The organism is Aeromonas eucrenophila (assembly GCF_000819865.1).
In the GTDB taxonomy this organism is placed as follows: Bacteria; Pseudomonadota; Gammaproteobacteria; order Enterobacterales; family Aeromonadaceae; genus Aeromonas; species Aeromonas eucrenophila.
Genome location: NZ_CDDF01000001.1, coordinates 25942 through 43324 on the forward strand (window position 1 = coordinate 25942; position 17383 = coordinate 43324).

13 protein-coding genes are annotated in these 17383 nt (G+C 64.3%); 3 read left to right on the forward strand and 10 right to left on the reverse strand.

What is annotated here, in order from left to right:
* Positions 1-133: 133 nt before the first annotated feature.
* Together metE and BN1124_RS00120 are read left to right on the forward strand one after the other, a co-directional pair.
* Positions 134-2413, forward strand: coding sequence for a 5-methyltetrahydropteroyltriglutamate--homocysteine S-methyltransferase (gene metE / locus BN1124_RS00115; protein WP_042637982.1), 2280 nt, complete (start codon positions 134-136; stop codon positions 2411-2413).
* A 182-nt stretch (positions 2414-2595) separates the two neighbouring features.
* Complete coding sequence (locus BN1124_RS00120) at positions 2596-3717, forward strand: HPP family protein (RefSeq protein WP_042637984.1); 1122 nt, start codon at positions 2596-2598, stop codon at positions 3715-3717.
* A 75-nt stretch (positions 3718-3792) separates the two neighbouring features.
* Here BN1124_RS00120 and BN1124_RS00125 read toward each other — a convergent pair whose 3' ends face one another.
* Entirely contained in the window at positions 3793-5742 is a 1950-nt protein-coding gene (locus tag BN1124_RS00125) for an amidohydrolase (protein WP_042637985.1), read from the reverse strand.
* A gap of 165 nt (positions 5743-5907) precedes the next feature.
* Here BN1124_RS00125 and BN1124_RS00130 point away from each other — a divergent pair, with 165 nt between their 5' ends.
* On the forward strand, positions 5908-6582 hold the full coding sequence (locus tag BN1124_RS00130; RefSeq protein ID WP_042637986.1) for a TetR/AcrR family transcriptional regulator: 675 nt from the start codon (positions 5908-5910) through the stop codon (positions 6580-6582).
* 69 nt (positions 6583-6651) lie between these two features.
* Here the strand turns inward: BN1124_RS00130 and BN1124_RS00135 are convergent, their stop codons facing one another.
* From BN1124_RS00135 to nrfA, 9 genes are all read right to left on the reverse strand, one after another.
* Positions 6652-7938, reverse strand: coding sequence for a D-amino acid dehydrogenase (locus BN1124_RS00135; RefSeq protein ID WP_331415497.1), 1287 nt, complete (start codon positions 7936-7938; stop codon positions 6652-6654).
* A 295-nt stretch (positions 7939-8233) separates the two neighbouring features.
* A complete protein-coding gene (locus BN1124_RS00140; RefSeq protein WP_033132569.1) occupies positions 8234-9154 on the reverse strand; it encodes a serine hydrolase in 921 nt (306 codons plus the stop codon).
* A 361-nt stretch (positions 9155-9515) separates the two neighbouring features.
* Complete coding sequence (gene nrfF / locus BN1124_RS00145; RefSeq protein ID WP_042637990.1) at positions 9516-10697, reverse strand: heme lyase NrfEFG subunit NrfF; 1182 nt, start codon at positions 10695-10697, stop codon at positions 9516-9518.
* Positions 10694-11263, reverse strand: coding sequence for a DsbE family thiol:disulfide interchange protein (locus BN1124_RS00150; protein ID WP_042637992.1), 570 nt, complete (start codon positions 11261-11263; stop codon positions 10694-10696). The genes nrfF and BN1124_RS00150 overlap by 4 nt, the downstream gene beginning before the upstream one ends.
* Complete coding sequence (nrfE, locus tag BN1124_RS00155; RefSeq protein ID WP_042637994.1) at positions 11260-13218, reverse strand: heme lyase NrfEFG subunit NrfE; 1959 nt, start codon at positions 13216-13218, stop codon at positions 11260-11262. The genes BN1124_RS00150 and nrfE overlap by 4 nt, the downstream gene beginning before the upstream one ends.
* A 241-nt stretch (positions 13219-13459) precedes the next feature.
* Positions 13460-14413 (reverse strand): cytochrome c nitrite reductase subunit NrfD, encoded by a 954-nt coding sequence (gene nrfD, locus BN1124_RS00160; protein WP_042638909.1) that lies wholly within the window; start codon positions 14411-14413, stop codon positions 13460-13462.
* A 90-nt stretch (positions 14414-14503) separates the two neighbouring features.
* Positions 14504-15184: a cytochrome c nitrite reductase Fe-S protein gene (nrfC, locus tag BN1124_RS00165; protein ID WP_042637996.1), complete on the reverse strand. Its 681-nt coding sequence runs from the start codon at positions 15182-15184 to the stop codon at positions 14504-14506.
* The gene (nrfB, locus tag BN1124_RS00170) at positions 15181-15774 is read right to left on the reverse strand and encodes a cytochrome c nitrite reductase pentaheme subunit (protein WP_042637999.1); all 594 of its coding nucleotides are present in this window, start codon (positions 15772-15774) and stop codon (positions 15181-15183) included. Before nrfB ends, nrfC begins: the two co-directional genes overlap by 4 nt.
* 47 nt (positions 15775-15821) lie before the next feature.
* Positions 15822-17261, reverse strand: a complete 1440-nt coding sequence (gene nrfA, locus BN1124_RS00175) for an ammonia-forming nitrite reductase cytochrome c552 subunit (RefSeq protein WP_042638001.1) — start codon at positions 17259-17261, stop codon at positions 15822-15824.
* Positions 17262-17383 lie beyond the last annotated feature (122 nt).

The following is a 17383-nucleotide window of genomic DNA, read 5'->3' on the forward strand; positions in this document are numbered from 1 at the left end:
AATTTCTTGAGAGCCAGTTGAAAAGGATTCAATAGCCAGGGCCACCTTATCTCGACATTCTAGATGTGTAAACATCTGGATGGCCAAATCATCCAGTTTCCCATCAGATGAATGAGCATAAGGAATTGGACCTATGACCTGCGCACACACACTCGGTTTTCCCCGTATCGGCGCCAAGCGCGAGCTGAAATTTGCCCTCGAATCCTACTGGCGTGGCGAGACCACCCAGGCCGAACTGGTGGCCGTGGGCAAGAGCCTGCGTGAGCGCCACTGGCAGGCCCAGCGCACCGCCGGGGTCAGCCTGCTGCCGGTCGGCGACTTCGCCTGGTACGATCAGGTGCTCGGCACCAGCCTGCTGGTGGATGCTATCCCTGAGCGTCATCGGGATGGCGACACCAACCTCGATACCCTGTTCCGGGTGGCCCGTGGCCGTGCGCCGACCGGCCCCAGCGCCGCCGCCGCCGAGATGACCAAGTGGTTCAACACCAACTATCACTATCTGGTGCCCGAATTTGGCCGCGACCAGCGCTTCAAACTGGGCTGGAGCCAGCTGTTTGACGAGGTAGAAGAGGCCAAGGCGCTGGGGCTGCCGGTCAAGGCCGTGCTGCTGGGTCCCGTCTCCTACCTGTGGCTCGGCAAGGAGAAAGAGAGCGGCTTCTCCCGCCTCGACCTGCTGGATCGCCTGCTGGTCGTCTATCAGGAGATCCTGGCGAAGCTCTCGTCCCAGGGGGTGGAGTGGGTGCAGATCGACGAGCCGGCCCTGGCGCTGGACTTGCCGGACGAGTGGCGCCTGGCCTACCTCAAGGCCTATGAGCGCCTGGCTGGCCCCTGCAAGCTGCTGCTCACCACCTATTTCGGCTCCGTGGCCCACCAGCGCGACATCATCACCAGCCTGAAGGTGGATGGCCTGCACCTGGATCTGGTGGCCGCTCCCGAGCAGCTGGAGACGCTGGTCCCGCACTTGCCTGCCCAGTGGGTACTCTCCGCCGGTGTCATCAATGGCCGCAACGTCTGGCGTGCCAACCTGGCCAAGCTGGCCCCGACCCTGAAGGCCCTGAAGGACAGGCTCGGCGAGCGGCTCTGGGTCGGTTCCTCCTGCTCCCTGCTGCACAGCCCGGTGGACTTGACCCTGGAGCACGAGCTGGACGGCCAGACCCGCAGTTGGTTCGCCTTCGCCCTGCAAAAATGCTACGAGCTGGGGCTGCTCGCCGCTTATTTGAATAATAAAGAGCCCAATGGTGGAGATCTGGACAAGATAGCGGCCTACAGCCAGCCCATAGTCGACAGAGAATCCGATAGCCGGGTGCACAAGCGAGCGGTGCAGTCTCGTCTGGCCAGCCTCACCAACAGCGACTTCGATCGTCAGAGCGCCTATCCGGTGCGTGCCGAGGCCCAGCGCTCGGATCTCAAGCTGCCGCTCTTGCCCACCACCACCATAGGCTCCTTCCCGCAGACCTCTGAAATTCGGGTGCTGCGCCAGGAGTGGCGCGCCGGTCGCATCGACGACAAGGCCTACGAGGCGGGCATTCAGGCCCAGATCAAGGATGCCATCGAGCGTCAGGAAGCCATCGGGCTGGACGTGCTGGTGCACGGCGAGGCCGAGCGCAACGACATGGTGGAGTACTTCGGTGAGCTGCTGGATGGCTTTGCCATCACCCGCTTCGGCTGGGTACAGAGCTACGGCTCCCGCTGCGTCAAGCCGCCGGTGATCACCCGTGACATCGACCGCCCGACCCCCATGACGCTCGAATGGACCAAGTTCGCCCAGAGCCTGACCGACAAGCCGGTGAAAGGCATGCTGACCGGCCCGGTCACCATACTCTGCTGGTCCTTCCCCCGGGAAGACGTGAGCCGCGAGCAGTCCGCCCTGCAAATTGGTCTCGCCATTCGCGACGAGGTGGCGGATCTGGAAGCCGCCGGCATCAAGATCATCCAGATCGACGAGCCGGCCATCCGCGAGGGCCTGCCCCTGCGCAAGCAGGATCATCAGGCGTACCTGGACTGGGCGGTGCGCGCCTTCCGCCTGAGTGCGAGCCCTGTGGTGAACAGCACCCAGATCCACACCCACATGTGTTACAGCGACTTCAACCTCATCATAGAGGCGGTGGCGGCGCTCGATGCTGACGTCATCACCATCGAGACCAGCCGCAGCCAGATGCAGTTGCTGGGGGCGTTCGAGCGCTTCAACTACCCCAACGAAATCGGCCCCGGCGTCTACGACATCCACTCGCCGAACGTGCCGAGCCAGGGCTGGATTGAGGATCTGATCCGCAAGGCCGCCGAACAAATCCCGGCGGACCGGCTCTGGGTCAACCCGGATTGCGGCCTCAAGACCCGCGGCTGGGAAGAGACCACCGCCGCCCTCAAGGTGATGGTGGAGGCGACCAAGGCGCTGCGGGCCGAGTTGGCCTGAGACGACAAGAATAACGAAGCAGAGCAGGGATAAGTAACGAGAGAGGGAAGGCCTGAGCCTTCCCTCTTTTTTGGCCTCGTTATCACGGCTGTTGCTGGTGACTGCACTGTGGCTGGCCTTTGCGGTGGCTCTGCCGTTAATATTGCGCATTTGAAATAAACCTTATCGTCGTCGGGAGCAGAATGCAGTTCAGGGATTTTTTTCCGGTATCGACCAATACCGGCCTCAAAGAGTGCAGTTATGGTGCCCTTGGCGCCTTCATCGGTCTGCTGGGCACCGGCTGGCTGTGCCAGTGGGGACTGGGGGTGGACGCCCATTGGCTGATCGCCCCCATGGGTGCCTCCGCCGTGTTGTTGTTTGCCGCCCCGGCGAGCCCTCTGGCCCAGCCCTGGTCCATCGTCGTGGGCAACGGGGTATCGGCCCTGATGGGGGTGGCGAGCGCCACCTTGATCCCGGATCTGGCGCTCGCCTCGGCCTGCGCCGTGATGCTGGCCATCGCGGCCATGTTCCTCACCCGCAGCCTGCATCCCCCCGGCGGCGCCGTGGCGCTGACCGCCGTCATCGGGGGTGAGAGCATTCGCGAGCTCGGAGTGGGCTATGTGCTGCTGCCGGTGCTTATCAACTCAGCCCTGTTGCTCATCCTGGGTCTTTGCTACAACCGCGTGCTGGGGCGACGCTACCCCAATGGCGGCAAGGCGCAGCCCAATCGTCACCAAACCGCTGACCCCGAGCCGAGTGCACGGCTCGCCAGCGCCACCGACATCGACTTTGCGCTGGAGAAGCACGGCGAGCTGCTCGACATCAGCCGCCAGGATCTGCAGGAGTTGCTGCAGGAGGCGCAGTTGCACGCCCTGCGCGAGCGGGTGGGCACTGTGTGTTGTCGGGACGTGATGTCGCGGGATCTCATCGTCATCACGCCGGATGAGTCGGCCATGGCGGCCTGGCATCTGCTTGCCCACCACAGGATCAAGGCCCTGCCGGTGGTCGACGAGACCGGCCGGCTGGCCGGCATCCTCACCCTGCACGATCTGATGATCGACAGAGAGCGGCAGCAGCCGAGGGAAGCCATCGCCCTGGCGCAGTGGCGAGTGGCGGAGCTGATGACCCGGGAGGTGCGCACGGCGCGCAGCTATCAGCCGCTGTACGATCTGGTGGGGGCCTTCTCCGACGGGGGGCTGCACCACATGCCGGTGCTGGAGGGGGATCAGCTGGTGGGGATCCTGACCCAGTCGGACATGGTGGCCGCCCTGTTCACCCTGGCCTTGCAGCCCGGGCTGGCCGACGAGGGGGTACCGTCGCCCTGAGGCGCGGCCGCTGCAGCCTAAAAAAAGGCCCCTCACGGGGCCTTTTTTTATAGTGACGAACTCGGGGCTCTGCGTTCAGGGCGTCACGCCGATGACGGGGTAGACGGTCTTTCCCTGGAACACGGTGCGCTCGACCTGGGTGCCGGCGATCTGCTCCGGGGTGCCGGCCTTGACCAGGGCGAACAGGTCTCTGTCCAGCACGATGAAGTCCGCCGACTTGCCCACCTCGATGGAGCCCGTGATGTCTCCCTGGCGCACCGCCCTGGCCCCGTTGATGGTGTAGGCGGCCAGCATCTCGGAGAGGGAGATGCGCTGGCTGGCGCGATACTCGTCGTGGCCATCCGCCGCTCGCATGATACCGGCGGCCATGTTCTCGAAGGGGCGCGGATCCCGGCTGTCCACCGGGGCATCGCTGCCTGCTACCAGCACGGCGCCGGCCTTGCGGGTACTCTCCACCGGGTAGAGGGCATCGTGCAGGTAGCCGAGGGGATCATAGATGGCCTCGCTCAAGGACTGGCCCGCTCTGGTCGGCTGGATGAAGGGGGAGACCAGCATGTCGTAGGCCAGCTGGGGATTGGTCCAGGCATAGGTGAAGGTCAGATAGAGCCCAAGCTCCCCCAGTCGCTTCTGATCGTCGGGATGGACCACCTGCAGGTGGGCCAGGGTGTGGGGAATGCCGTGATCGCCGTTGCTGGCGCGGGCCGCCTCCAGCGCATCCAGCGCCATCCGGGTGCTGCGATCGCCGATGCTGTGCATGTGGATGCTGAAACCCTCTTTATCCAGCGCGCTGATGTAGCGCTTCAAGTCCGCATCCTTGTAGTTGACGATGCCGTTGCTGCCCGCGTCCTCGCTGTCGGCCGTGATGGTGACATCGCTGCTGGCGGGATCCATGGCCAGGTGGGGGCGGTGGTAGTTCTCCAGCATACCGGCGTTGGGCAGGAAGACGGGATCCGTGAAAGGATCCCCTTCTATCACGCCGTCGAGGAAGATCTTGACCGCATCGGCCTTGATCAGCGGATCCTCGGCAAAGCTGTCCCTGACGGCTCTGGCCTTGGCCAGGTGGCCGGCGAGATCGAGCTTGCCGCTGAAATCATCGTCGTGGAAGCAGGTCGCAGCGGTGACGCGCATGTGCAGCAGATCCTGCGCCTCCATGTTGCGCAGGCGCTGGCGGATGAAGTCGCTGGCACAGGCATCCTGAATGCCGGTGATGCCGCGCGACGCCATCAGCTCGGAGATGGCCGGCAGAATCTTGTCATACTGGGCGGCGGCCTGATCGTCGCTCGCGCTCAGCACGCCGCTGTCGGGCACTGGTATGGCGCTGCGGGCCGCATCCCGGATGACGCCGCTGGTCAAGTCCACGTAGGGGATGAAGTCGGCAAACACGCCCCCCGGCGCCAGGGTGGTGGGGTTGAAGCCGACCACATTGCCGTCCTTGTCTGCGGCCAGCGCCAGCGCCTGGGAGTTGTAGCCACCGGCGTGGCCGTCGACCCCGGCCAGCATCACCGGGTTGTCCGGCGCCATGGCATCGAGCGCCGAGAGAACGGTGGCATAGGTGGCGGTCGGCGTATTGCCGTCATAGGGGGACCACTGATTGACCACCAGCCAGTCCCCCGGTTTGGGGGCGTAGCGGGGCAGGCACTCCTTGACCTTGGCGGCGAGCTGATCCAGATCGATGCTCTGACCGTCGAGATCGCACATGTCCAGCGCCACAGTGCCGATCAGGTGGATGTGGTTGTCGTGCAGGCCCGGCAGCACCATCTTGCCTTGCAGATCCACGACCTGGGTTGCCTTGTTCTGATAGGCCTCGGCCCCCTCACGGGAGCCCACGTAGGTGAACTTGCCATCGCTGACCACCATGGCCTCGACCTGGCTGCGTTGCCCATCCTGGGTGTGGATCTTACCGTTGAGGTAGAGGGTGTTGGCCGGTGGGGCCTCGCTGCTGTTGTCCTGTTGGCAGCCAGCGAGCAGGCCGGCGACCAGCAGGGTGGTCAACCCCAACCTGAAGGGGATCTTCTTGCTATCCATAGCGCGCTCTCCTTGAGTTAATTGCAGTCTTTACTGCAGATATGAGCTCCTTGTTTATTGCAGCTATCCTGAAAAATGCCAGTGATTACTGCATTTTTTTTGGCTTGTGTTTAGCTTGTCACATCATGTAGTTATGACAACCAGTCACCATGTTGAGGAAACGAGATGGCGGATCATTCACTGCCGACCGAGTTCTGTATGCGGCGCCAGCCCAGGCAGTTGCGCAGCCAGGACGTGGCGAGCCGCATCGAGCAGGCCGCCCTGGCGCTGTTGCAGGAGCAGGGCTTTGCGGCGCTCAACACCAATGCCATCGCCGCGCGCGCCGGGGTGGGCATCAAGTCGCTCTATCACCTGTTTCCCAACAAGGAGGCGATCATCTGCCGCCTCGCCCTGGACTGGCTGGCGGCGGTGTGCGAGGCGCAGGAGGCGATCAAACAGCAGGCCGTCGACTGGCCCCAGAGCCTGCTGCTGCTGGATCAGGCGCTGGAGGCGCTGGATGAGCGTTTCGTCGGTTATGGCGCGCTCTGGCAGGCGATGGATCTGATCCCGGCGCTGCACGGGGTGGAGCAGGAGCACGAGCGGGGCCAGATTGCCTTCTGGTCCGAGCGACTGCGCCATTTTGGCTGCCGTTGGCCCGAGCCCGAGCTGACGACCCTGGTGCGCTACTTCTATCGCACCGCGGACGTGGTCAAGCAGTGCACCAAGGATCAGGGGGAGCTGGGGCGCCAGATGTGGCAGTTGCACCGACGTTGGAGCGAGCAGCTGGTGGCGGCCGCCATCGCCGAGCCCGATCCCGCCCTGGTGTGGCAGGGGCTGCCCGGGCTCAGCGTTGGCGCTTGAGGACGCAGATAAACGAAGAGGGAGTGGCAGCCACTCCCTCTTCGTTTTTGCCCCGTGACGGCGAGCGGCCTAGCCGTAGCGGGCCAGGGTCAGGCCCTCGTTGCTGATGGCAGGGGAGTTGCCCGTGATGAGATCCGCCAGCAACTGGCCGGAGCCCGCCGCCATGGTCCAGCCCAGGGTGCCGTGACCGGTGTTGAGCCACAGGCCCGGAATGGGGCTTGGGCCCACCAGGGGCGTGCCATCCGGCGTCATGGGGCGCAGCCCGGTCCAGAACTCGGCGCGGGCGAGATCGCCGCCATCCGGGAAGAGATCCCTGACCACCATGGCCAGGGTGTCGTGGCGCCTGGGGTTGAGCGCCAGATTGAAGCCGCTCAGCTCGGCCATGCCACCGACCCGGATCCGTCGATCGAAGCGGGTGATGGCCACCTTGTAGGTTTCGTCCAGCACTGTACTGCGCGGCGCGGCCTCAGGATCCGTCATCGGCAGGGTGAGGGAGTAGCCCTTGACCGGGTAGACGGGCAGGGCGATGCCGAGGGGACGCAATAAACCGGTGCCATAGCTGCCGAGAGCACAGACGATGGCGTCCGCCTGCCAGCGCCGCTCGCCGGCCCGCACGGCCACGGCGCGACCCCCGGCCAGCTCCACCTCGTCGATGGGGCAATCGAACACAAACTCCACCCCGAGTCGCTTGGCCTCGTCCGCCAGCCCCTGGGTGAAGCGAAAACAGTCGCCGGTCTCGTCGCCGGGCAGGCGAAGGCCCCCCAGGATCTTGCCACGCACCCGCGCCAGCGCGGGCTCTGCCTGCTCGCAACCGGCGGCGTCCAGCGCCTGATGAGGAACGCCGTATTCCTCCAGCACGGCGATGTCCCGCTTGCTGGCCTCGCGCTGGGCCGCGCTTCGAAACAGCTGCAGGGTACCGAGCTGGCGCCCCTCGTAATCCAGATCAAGCTCGTCCCGCAGCCCCTTCATGCAGTCGCGACTGTACTCGGCCAGACGCACCATGCGCCCCTTGTTGGTGGCATAGGCCGCCGGGGTGCAGTTGGCAAACATCTGCAACATCCAGCGCAGCTGGAAGGGATCCGAGGTGGGCCTTATCGTAAAAGGGGCGTGCTTCTGCAGCATCCACTTCGCCGCCTTGAGGGGAATGCCGGGGGCTGCCCAGGGGGAGGCATAGCCGGGGGAGATCTGCCCCGCATTGGCATGGCTGGTCTCGCGTGCCACCCCGCCTTGCCGCTCCAGCAGGGTCACCTGATGGCCCGCCTTGGCCAGATACCAGGCGCTGGTCACCCCGATCACGCCTCCTCCCAATACGACAATCTTCATTCCATCATCCTTGTTGTTGCACCTGGAGTGAATTGCCCCCGATCCCGTTGCCGGGGAGATTGGCCATCACGGTATCATCGGCAGTGAAATCGGCAAATCCTGTCGCCTAGAAATGTGATTTATCACTGCATTAACATATATAACCAGTGTTTTTATCATGCTGAGCGATGGGTTTATGATGTTTGTTGCTGCCATAAAAGATGGCGAGATGAGGGGTCGACGAAAGACAGCCAGGCTGTCAGGCGGGCGGATAGGAGGGCGAACGTGGCGTGGAGGCAACAAAAACCGCAGGCAAGTGGCCTGCGGTTCTAGGTTGGGCAGAGAGGGGTTATTGCGCCGAGAAGAGCTTGGCGGGGGGCGTGGACTGGGCGGTCAGGGTCGCCCGGCCCGAGGTCTCCAGCCAGGTCTTGATCCGCTTGGCGTCGGCGACCCGCTCATCCGTGGTGTTGGCATGGAGCAGCACCATGATCACGGGTTCATTGCTGACGGTGGTACCCATCACCAGGCAGCGTCCCGCCTCGCGGATATAGCCGGTCTTGGAGACCAGAATGGGCCAGCTGCCTTCCCGCACTATGCGGTTGGAGTTGTGATATTGCATCTGGCGCTTGCCGTTGCGCACCAGCCTGTGTTCGGTCGAGGTGTACTGACGGATCAGCGGGTAGGTGGAGGCCGTTGCCGCTAGCTTGGCCAGATCGTGGGCGGTGGCGACGTTGCGCGGGTTGAGCCCGGTGCTGTCGGCAAAATGGGTGCTCCACATGCCGAGCATGCGGGCCTTGGCATTCATCGCCTCGACGAAGGCACGTCGGCCGCCGGGGTAGTTGCGTGCCAGGGCAGAGGCGGCGCGGTTTTCCGACGACATCAGGGCGATGTGCAGCATGTCGGCACGGCTCAGGCGAGAGCCGATGGCCAAACGGGAGCCGGTGCCCTTGATCCTGTCCACATCGTCCATGGTGACCGTGATGGTCTCGGCGAGCCGCTGATTACCATCCAGCACCACCAGCGCCGTCATCAGCTTGGTGATGGAGGCGATGGGCATCACCCGGTTGGCGTTACGCTCGGCCAGGATCTCGCCGGTACGGGAGTTGGCGACCACGAAGGCATCGGATCTCAGGGAGAGGTTGGTGCGTTGCTCTAGCAGACGGCTGGAGGAGGTGGATGTCGCAGAAAACGGGTTGGCATGGGCGCTTTCCATGCTGGCGGGAAGGAGCAAGGCGCCGAACAGCAAGGGAAGAAAAGGACGAATGTTCATGATTTGGCTCTACTACGACTCAGGGGGGCATTTGGCTAAGTTATATGACGGGAATTGACGCTTCACAATGCCAAAAGTTCCAATTTTTTATTTTAATGGGACGGTGATCCTTGAAATCACCGCATCGGCGGCTATATCGCGCCCTTATTCGGCCAGGATCACGTCATTTAGGGGGCTAATAAGCGTCAATATCCCCGTCAGGGACGCGCACTATATGCCGGAACTGCCCCTCCGTTACCACTCTTTTTTTACCTATTCTGTTTCCCCGTCATTTCCATCTCCCGCTCCATGAAAAAGCCCCCCGACAGCCAGGTGTCCGGCGTCTTGAACTGTCGTGTCTGGGCGGCCATAACATCCGGCATTAACCGCCCATGATGCGAGCGGTCTGAATGGCCTGGATCAGTGCGGCGCGGTTGATGCGGGGACGCTCCTCATCGAGCAGCCGTTGCCACAGGGTGATGGCCTCGCCGTAGCGGCCATGCAGGAAGTGGTCGGAGGCGAGCAGCATCAGGGCGCTCACTTCCCCGCTGTCGAGCGCGAGCGCGGCATCAAGCAGGCGGTGCGCCTCCGGGGTGAGCCGCTGCCCCGCCTGGTAGTAACGCACCGTGGCCTGGGCAGCTAGGGTGGCGGCGCTGGCGCCCCCCTCTTGCAGGGCGAGCCGTTGATAGGCGAGCCAGGCGTTCTCGTATTCGTCCCGATACAGATAGAGCTGACCGAGCTCGGCCCAACTCTCGAGATCCCTGGGATCCTGTTGCAGCCGCTGGTGCAGGGCGCCGAGTTCCTTGTCCTGCAAGTCGCGGGGGCTCAGGCCCGCCAGGGGATCGGGGCGCTGCTGATGCCCCTGCCACGCCTGATAACGGCCGGTGCTGGCGTAGAAGAGTGCGACCGATCCCAGCAACAACACCCCGAGCAACAGCCAGGGCAGGGGGCGGATGCCGGGGCTGGCGGCCATCACCCTGGCGCGCAGGCGCTGCTCGGCGGCCGGGGTGACAGTGGCGAGCCGCGCCTGCTCCAGCTCTCGATAGAGGCGCGAGTGAGGGGTCAACCCCGCCTGCTGCTCGGCCAGGATCCGCCGGTTCAACTCGGATCTGGGATCCTCGGGCGGTGCGCCCTGAGGCTGATAGCCGACAAGGGGAGCCCGCACTTTCTGCCGCAGGCTGCGGCGAAGGCGCGCCAGCGCCAGCAGCGTCAGCAGCAGTGGCCCCCCCCAGAGCAGCAGGGTGCTGGCCTTGAGGGGGGGATCGTAGCGGACGAAATCGCCGAAGCGCTCCGTCATGCGGGCGATCACCTGCTCATCGCTCTGCCCCTCGTCCACCCAGCGGTAGACCTCGAGGCGCAGATCCCGCGCTATGGGGGAGTTGGACTCCACCAGGTTCTGGTTCTGGCACTGGGGGCAGCGCAGGGCACGGGCCAGCTCCTGGGCGCGCGTTTGGAGCTCAGGGTGGCTGAATTGGTAGGTATCGACGCCGCTGGCGAGAGCCCCGAGGCTTATCACTAGCAGCAGGGCACTGAGGAGGGGGGTGAGCAGAGTGAGGCGTCTCATGGGGTGGTTTCCGCCTTGCCCGATGGGGATTGGTTGGCAGCCTTGGCATGGGCCTCGGCGAGCAGGGGCACAAACTGGCGCTGCCAGATATCCCGGGTCAGCTCGCCGGTGTGGCGAGCGATCAGGGTACCGTCGGCGCCAAACAGATAGGTATCCGGCGTGCCATAGACCCCGAGCTCCAGGGCCAGCTTGCCGTCCGGATCCGCCAGCACGGCCTGATAGGGGTTTCCCGCCTCGCGCAGCCAGCTGCGTGCCGCCTCGGCCTTGTCCCGGTAGTTGAGGCCATAGAGAGTCACCGAGCCGGCCAGCTCGACGAGCAAGGGATGCTCGGCGCGGCAAGCCGGGCACCAGCTGGCCCAGACGTTGAGCACGAAGGGCTTCCCCTTGAGGTCGTCGGTATGGATGAGCCTGTCGCTAAACAGATCCTGGCTCTGCCAGCTCGGCAGGCCGCGGCCCAGGGTGGCATCGTCCTGGCTGTAGGGGTTGTTGCCGAGCCCCAACCAGAGCAGGAGGCCGAGGCACAGGGTTATCCCAAGGGGGATGAAGAGACGCAGGCGAGCACTCATGGCGCCTCCCAGGGTTGCAAGGGGATAGGCTGATGCGCACAGGCTTGCTGGTGCGCCGCCAGCAGCGGACGCCGTCCCAGCAGGCGCAGCGCGCCACCGGCGGTCATCAAGAGGCCGCCGAACCAGATCCAGCGCACCAGCGGCTTGTGGTGCAGGCGCATGGCATAGGCATCCGGCCCCATCTTCTCCCCCAGCACCACGTAGAGATCCCCAAAGAGCCCCCACTGGATGCCGGGTTCGTTCATGTTCATGGTGCGCACGCTGTAGTGGCGCCGCTCCGGCGTCAGCCTTGCGATCTCTTTGCCCTCTTTGTGCACGCTGAGGGTGATGCGCTCGGCGGTGTAGTTGGGGCCGAGCAGCGGCTCGCTGCCCTCATAGCGAAACTCGTAGGCGCCGAGTCGGTAGGGATTGCCTGCGCTGAGCACGGTTCCTCCCTCCTGGCTATGGTGGCTCACCTGGGCGATGCCGAGGGCGCAGACCGCGACCCCGAGGTGGGCCAGCAGGCTGCCCATCCGGTTCACATCTCGCCATTGGGTTTTCAGTGGGAAGTTGAACAACAGGCTCGCCATCAGCCAGAGGCCGATCATATTGGCGAGAATGCCGCTCCAGCCAAGGCTGCCCTGCTCGCGATAGGCGAGGCTGAGCAGGCCGCCCCCCAGCAGGCCGAGTAGCGGTGGCAACAGGGCGCGGAGGCGGGAGACGGTGGCCAGCTGTTGCCAGCGCAGGCGCGGGATCTGGGTCATCAGGGCCATCAGCATCAGGGCCAGCGGTACGAAGATGGCGTTGAAGTAGGGGGCGCCGACCGACAGCGACCCCAGGTGCAGGGACTGGAACACCATGGGGTAGAAGGTGCCGAGCAGCACGCTGGCACAGGCCACGACCAGCAGCAGGATGGCGGCGCCGAGCAGCCCCTCCTTTGACCAGAAACCGAAGCGGGCATAAGGGGCGCGGGTATCGGCCCGCAGCGCGAACAGGGTCAAGGCCGTGGTCAGCAGCAGGCCGAGCAACAGCAACAGGGTGAGGCCGCGATTGGGATCCACCGCGAAGGCGTGGACCGAGGTGAGCACCCCGGAGCGCACCACGAAGGTGCCGAGCAGGCTCAGGGCGAAGGTGAAGATGGAGAGCAGCAAGACGCCGTGGCCGTAAGCGCCGCGCTTCTCGCAGACGACAAGGGCGTGCAAGAGCGCTGTGCCCAGCAGCCAGGGCAGCAGGGAGGCATTTTCCACCGGATCCCAGAACCACCAGCCGCCCCAGCCCAGTTCGTAATAGGCCCACCAGGAACCGAGCAGGATGCCGGCGGTGAGAAACACCCAGGAGCCCAGAGCCCAGGGGCGGCTCCAGTGCGCCACGGCGCCGTCCAGCCTGCCCGAATGCAACGCCGCCATGGCGAAGGCGAAGTTGACCGCGAAGCCCACGTAGCCGAGGTAGAGCAAAGGCGGGTGGATGATGAGGCCGATATCCTGCAGCATGGGATTGAGATCGCGCCCCTCCAGCGGCCCCGGGAAGGCGCGATCGAAGGGGCTGGAGAAGGCGAGGGTGTAGAGGCCAAACAGCCCCACGATCAGACCCATGATGGCGAGTACCCGCACCAGGATCAGCGAGTCGACCCGTCTGGAGCAGAGCGCGACCAGCGCCCCCCAGAGCGCCAGCGCGAACACGAAGAACAGCATGGATCCCTCGTGGCCACCCCAGACGGCCGCGAGTTTGAAGCCAAGGGGCAGGGCGCTGTTGGCGTGCTGGGCCACGTACACCAGGGTGAAGTCATCCCGGCCAAAACAGAGGGCGAGCAGCACCAGCGCGGCCCCGAGCAGGGCGGCGGTCAGCAGGGCAAGGGGGCGGGCGCAGTCCAGCAACGGGCGCGAGGCGAGCCGCAGGCCTAGCCAGGGCAGGGTGCCTTGCACCAGGGCGAGCAGGGTCGCCAACAACAGTGAGAGATAGCCGAGCTCAGCCAGCACACAACCTCCAGTCCCAATCATTCGTTCATGTCATGCCACAGCGTCCGCACCGGGCGGGCGTTGGGGCATAACCAGAAAATCCAGACTCTCAACAACAGACAAGCGCCAGCCGCCGTGGCGGCTGGCGCTTGTGAGCCCTGCTTAGAGCCTGTCTACGACCTGTCGCGAGAGGCTGTCAGCAAGGTAAAGAGCAGCGTATGAGCCTTGATCACGGCCTCGCAGTAAGGCCGTGACCAGGTTCTTAAACTACCGTCATCTGGCCGGCATAGAGCACGAAATAGCGCAGCAGCAGTATGCCCACCAGGGTCAGGCTGCACACCAGCACCAGATGGCCGCTCTTCTGGCGCAAAGGCGCCGGAGTGAGCAGGGCGAGCAACTGCGGCAACAGCATGCCGATGCCCACCACGCCGACCCAGAACACCTGAGACCAGAAGCCGCCGCCGATGGCGGCCCACATGGCGACCTCCTTCTGGCCGCCACCGAAGTAGAGGCCGGTGAAGAAGCAGACCAGCAGCAGGATCTCAACCGCCAGCACCGGCCGCTCGAAGCGGTGCACGAAGTTCACCCCCTGGCTGTGGTGGTGCTCCTTGAAGAGCGTCACCGCCAGCAAGATGGTGGAGGCTATCCCCGAGCTGATGCCCGACACCAGGAACAGCACCGGCAGCACGGGGTTGTTGAGCAGCGGATAGGTCTTCAGCGCCGAGAGCAGGAAGCCGGTATAGGCCCCGAGCAGCACCGCCAGCAGCAGGAGCAGCGGCGCCAGCAGCCGCTCGATGCGGGCCAGCAGACCTATCAAGCCGTCAACGAAGGCGAACTTCTCCTTGAGGAAACGACCGCGCAGCCCCTCGATCTCGGCTCGAAACACCACCGCCAGCCAGGCGAACAGCACCGCCATGTAGAGCTGGAACAACATGACTCCCATCGACATCACGGAGTCGAACTGGTAGTGGAACATCAGCTTCCAGAAGGTCCAGGGACGGGCCAGGTGGAAGATGAGGATCAAGAGCCCCAGCACCACGGAGAGCGGCGCCAACAGGGCGGTCGCCTTGATGATGCCGCTCTCGCTGCCGGCCCCTTTGCGGCGCAGCAACACCGACAGGGTGGTGGCCCCGGCGGAGATGCCGAGCAGGAACAGGTAGATCGCGATGGGCCAGTCCCAAACCAGGGAAGGGAAGTGAAATGCGTCATACCACATGGTCATTCCCTCCATCTGTTACTGCCGGGGTAGATGGCGATCGGACAAATCCCCACACGAGGGAAGGGAAGTGAAATGCCTCTTGCATCGTCATGACGTTATCTCCCCTTTGGGCACGCGATACATCTTGGGCGAGGTACCGAGCACCTGCTTGTAGCGATAGGTGGTCTCCTTCACCAGCCGCTTGGCGATCGGGCTCTGGGGATCGTCCAGGTTGCCGAACACCAGCGCCTTGGTGGGACAGGACTCCACGCAGGCCGGCTCCTTGCCCTGGGCCAGGTTGGTCTTGCGGCAAAAATCGCACTTGTCCGCCACCCGGGTCACCGGGTTGATGAAGCGCACCTGATAGGGGCAGGCGGCGAGACAGTACATGCAGCCGACGCACAGATCCGGGTCCACATCGACGATGCCGTCTTCGGCGCGGCGATGGGAGGCCCCGGTCGGACAGACATGGACGCAGGGGGCATTGTCACAGTGCTGGCAGGACTTGCGAAAGAAGTGGTACTCGGCGTCGGGAAACTCGCCGATAGGGCCGGTGCGGAGGATCTCGAGACGGGAGACCCCCTCCGGTACCTTGTTGACTTCCCGGCAGGCATCCATGCAGGCAGTGCAGCCGATGCAGGCCGTCTCGTCGTGCAGCATGCCGTAACGCACCCCGTCGATGGTCTGGCTGTGGGCGAGGGCGGCGGTGCCGGCGCGAGCAGGGCCCGTCATCATGATGAGGGCGCCCGCTCCCATGCCGGCCATGAATTGACGGCGAGAGCAGCTCATGGCGCCTCCTTGTCCTGGGCGGTGGTCTTGGCCTTGATGGCCTCGTGCTGCTTGCTGTGGCAATCGACGCACAACTTGATGCGGGATTGCGCCGGGATCCCCACCATGGGCTCCTTGGCCGGGTGCAACTGGTGGCAACTGGTGCAAGTGAGTTTGGTCATGTGCACGTCGTGGGCCCAGAGCGCCTCGCGCAGGGGCTTGGGTTCGTGACAGCTCATGCAGACGCTGTTCTGCTCGGCGATAGGATAGCCATCCTTGCCTTGCGGCTGGTTGAAGCTGTCGCTAAAGCGCATCACGTCCTTGACCCCTTCCCGGTGTTGCAGGGAGGGCTGGCCGTGGCAGTTGGTGCAGGTCACCGGCGCCAGGTTGTTGGGATTGGTCGCCTTGGCATGCTGGCCGTGCATGCCCTCTTTCTGCTCCTTGTGGCAGTCGGTGCAGGCCTTGTCGGCGCTGCGCAAGAACTCTACCTCGTGGGGGGCGGGCATGGCGGTCGGCGCGGCTGTCTGATCCGCGGCCTGGCCCTGCACGCTGGTCAGCAGCATGGCGGCCATCAGCATCAGTCGTAAGAAATCCATCGTTAAATCACCCATAGGAAGCCTCCATTCGGCGGCGGGCCCGAGGGGGCCCGCCGGCCTCGTCATTGTGCGAGCCGTCCGGCCGCTTTGGCCTCGGCTTCCCAGGCGGGGACAGTGGTCTTGAGGAACTGGGCCTTGTCGCTGCTCATCTGCTTCATGTCCATGCCAAGCGCGGCCTGGGCCTTCTCCTTGCTGGAGATGTCAGGAATGGCGATCTCGTGGCTGATCCCCTTGGCGGCCAGCAGGCGAGCCAGCTTGGTGCGGGCGTCGGCTGCTTTGTCCAGGGCGCTGCCCAGCATCCTCAAAGCCACTTCCGGGGCATGAGCCTGCACCCCGTGGGAGGCGATGGAGAAGTCCCAGCGCCATTGGGCGTGGCGGATGTCTTGCAGGATGTCCTTCATCTCGGCTTCGGTGGCGCCGGCATCCCAGGCCGCCTTGGCCTCGAAGTGGGCGTGCACCAGTTGCTTCTCGACCTTGAGCTTGATCTCGGTGATCGCCTCCTTGCGCTGGTGGACGACGTCTTGCAGCATCTCCTTGCTCTGGGTGTGGCAGTTGCGGCAGGTCTGCTCGAAGCGATCGAAGGGGTTGCCGACCTTGTGATCCGTGTAGACCTTGCCCTGTTCGTTCTGCACCTTGGGCATGTGGCAATCGACGCAGGCGACGTTGTTCTGGCCATGAATGCCGGCGCGCCAGGTTTCATATTCCGGATGCTGGGCCTTGAGCATGGGGGCCTTGGAGAGGGCATGAGTCCAGTCGGCGAAGCCCACTTCGTCGTAGTACTCCTCCATCTGCTCGACCTTGGTGCCCTTGTCCCAGGGGAATTTCACCGCCTTGGTGGGGCCGTTGAAGTAGTACTCAACGTGGCACTGGCCGCAGACCTGGGATTGCTGATCGAAGCGACCCTGTTCCTTGAACGGCTTGTGGATGGCGTTCATGGCTCTGTCCGCATAGGGGCGGGAGAGCTGCAGGGCGGGTTTGCCCTCCTTGAACTCCTTGGAGGCGGTGTCATGACAGTCGGCGCAGCCGATGGCGTTGACGATCTCGGGGCCACCCTTGGCCCACATCCCCTTGAAGTAGCCATCTTCGCCCTTCTCATCGATGACGCGGGCGACGTCCGGACCTTTACAGCTCCAGCAGGCCATGGGCAGGGGACCATCTTCGGCGGTCTTGGGGGCGCCGGTGCGCAGGCTTTCCCGCACGTCGGTCAGGGCGTAGAAGTGGCCGCGCGGCTTGTTGTAATCCTTGGAGAAGGGGTAGCCGGCCCAGAGCACCACCATCTGCGGATCTTCCGCCAGGGCGTCGGTGCGCTCGCGGCTTTCGCTGGTCGACTTCCAGCTGTCGAACTGATCGACGTGATCCTTGGCGAACAGCTCGTTGCGCGCCTCGAATTTGCCCTTGGGGGCGGCCTCATCGGCCTGTGCCCAACTGCTGCCCAACAGGGCCGTCAATAGCAGGGCGGCGAAGCCCAGCCTGGATGGTTTGTTGTGTGAACCCACGATCATCACTCCCAGATAAATGTCCTTGCGGGGCCTGACCCTTCCATCTTGGTGCGTGGATATCAGTGCCCGTCGTCGACGGGCATGGCAGGCCGATTAATTTTTATTGGTGCATAAAGAATGCTTTT

Coding starts and splice junctions, on each gene's coding strand:
- nrfF (WP_042637990.1), bottom strand. CDS start 10,697: ATGAGACGCCTCACTCTGCTCACCCCCCTCCTCAGTGCCCTGCTGCTA.
- metE (WP_042637982.1), top strand. CDS start 134: ATGACCTGCGCACACACACTCGGTTTTCCCCGTATCGGCGCCAAGCGC.
- BN1124_RS00140 (WP_033132569.1), bottom strand. CDS start 9,154: ATGAACATTCGTCCTTTTCTTCCCTTGCTGTTCGGCGCCTTGCTCCTT.
- nrfD (WP_042638909.1), bottom strand. CDS start 14,413: ATGTGGTATGACGCATTTCACTTCCCTTCCCTGGTTTGGGACTGGCCC.
- nrfA (WP_042638001.1), bottom strand. CDS start 17,261: ATGATCGTGGGTTCACACAACAAACCATCCAGGCTGGGCTTCGCCGCC.
- BN1124_RS00150 (WP_042637992.1), bottom strand. CDS start 11,263: ATGAGTGCTCGCCTGCGTCTCTTCATCCCCCTTGGGATAACCCTGTGC.
- nrfC (WP_042637996.1), bottom strand. CDS start 15,184: ATGAGCTGCTCTCGCCGTCAATTCATGGCCGGCATGGGAGCGGGCGCC.
- nrfB (WP_042637999.1), bottom strand. CDS start 15,774: ATGGGTGATTTAACGATGGATTTCTTACGACTGATGCTGATGGCCGCC.
- BN1124_RS00120 (WP_042637984.1), top strand. CDS start 2,596: ATGCAGTTCAGGGATTTTTTTCCGGTATCGACCAATACCGGCCTCAAA.
- BN1124_RS00125 (WP_042637985.1), bottom strand. CDS start 5,742: ATGGATAGCAAGAAGATCCCCTTCAGGTTGGGGTTGACCACCCTGCTG.
- BN1124_RS00130 (WP_042637986.1), top strand. CDS start 5,908: ATGGCGGATCATTCACTGCCGACCGAGTTCTGTATGCGGCGCCAGCCC.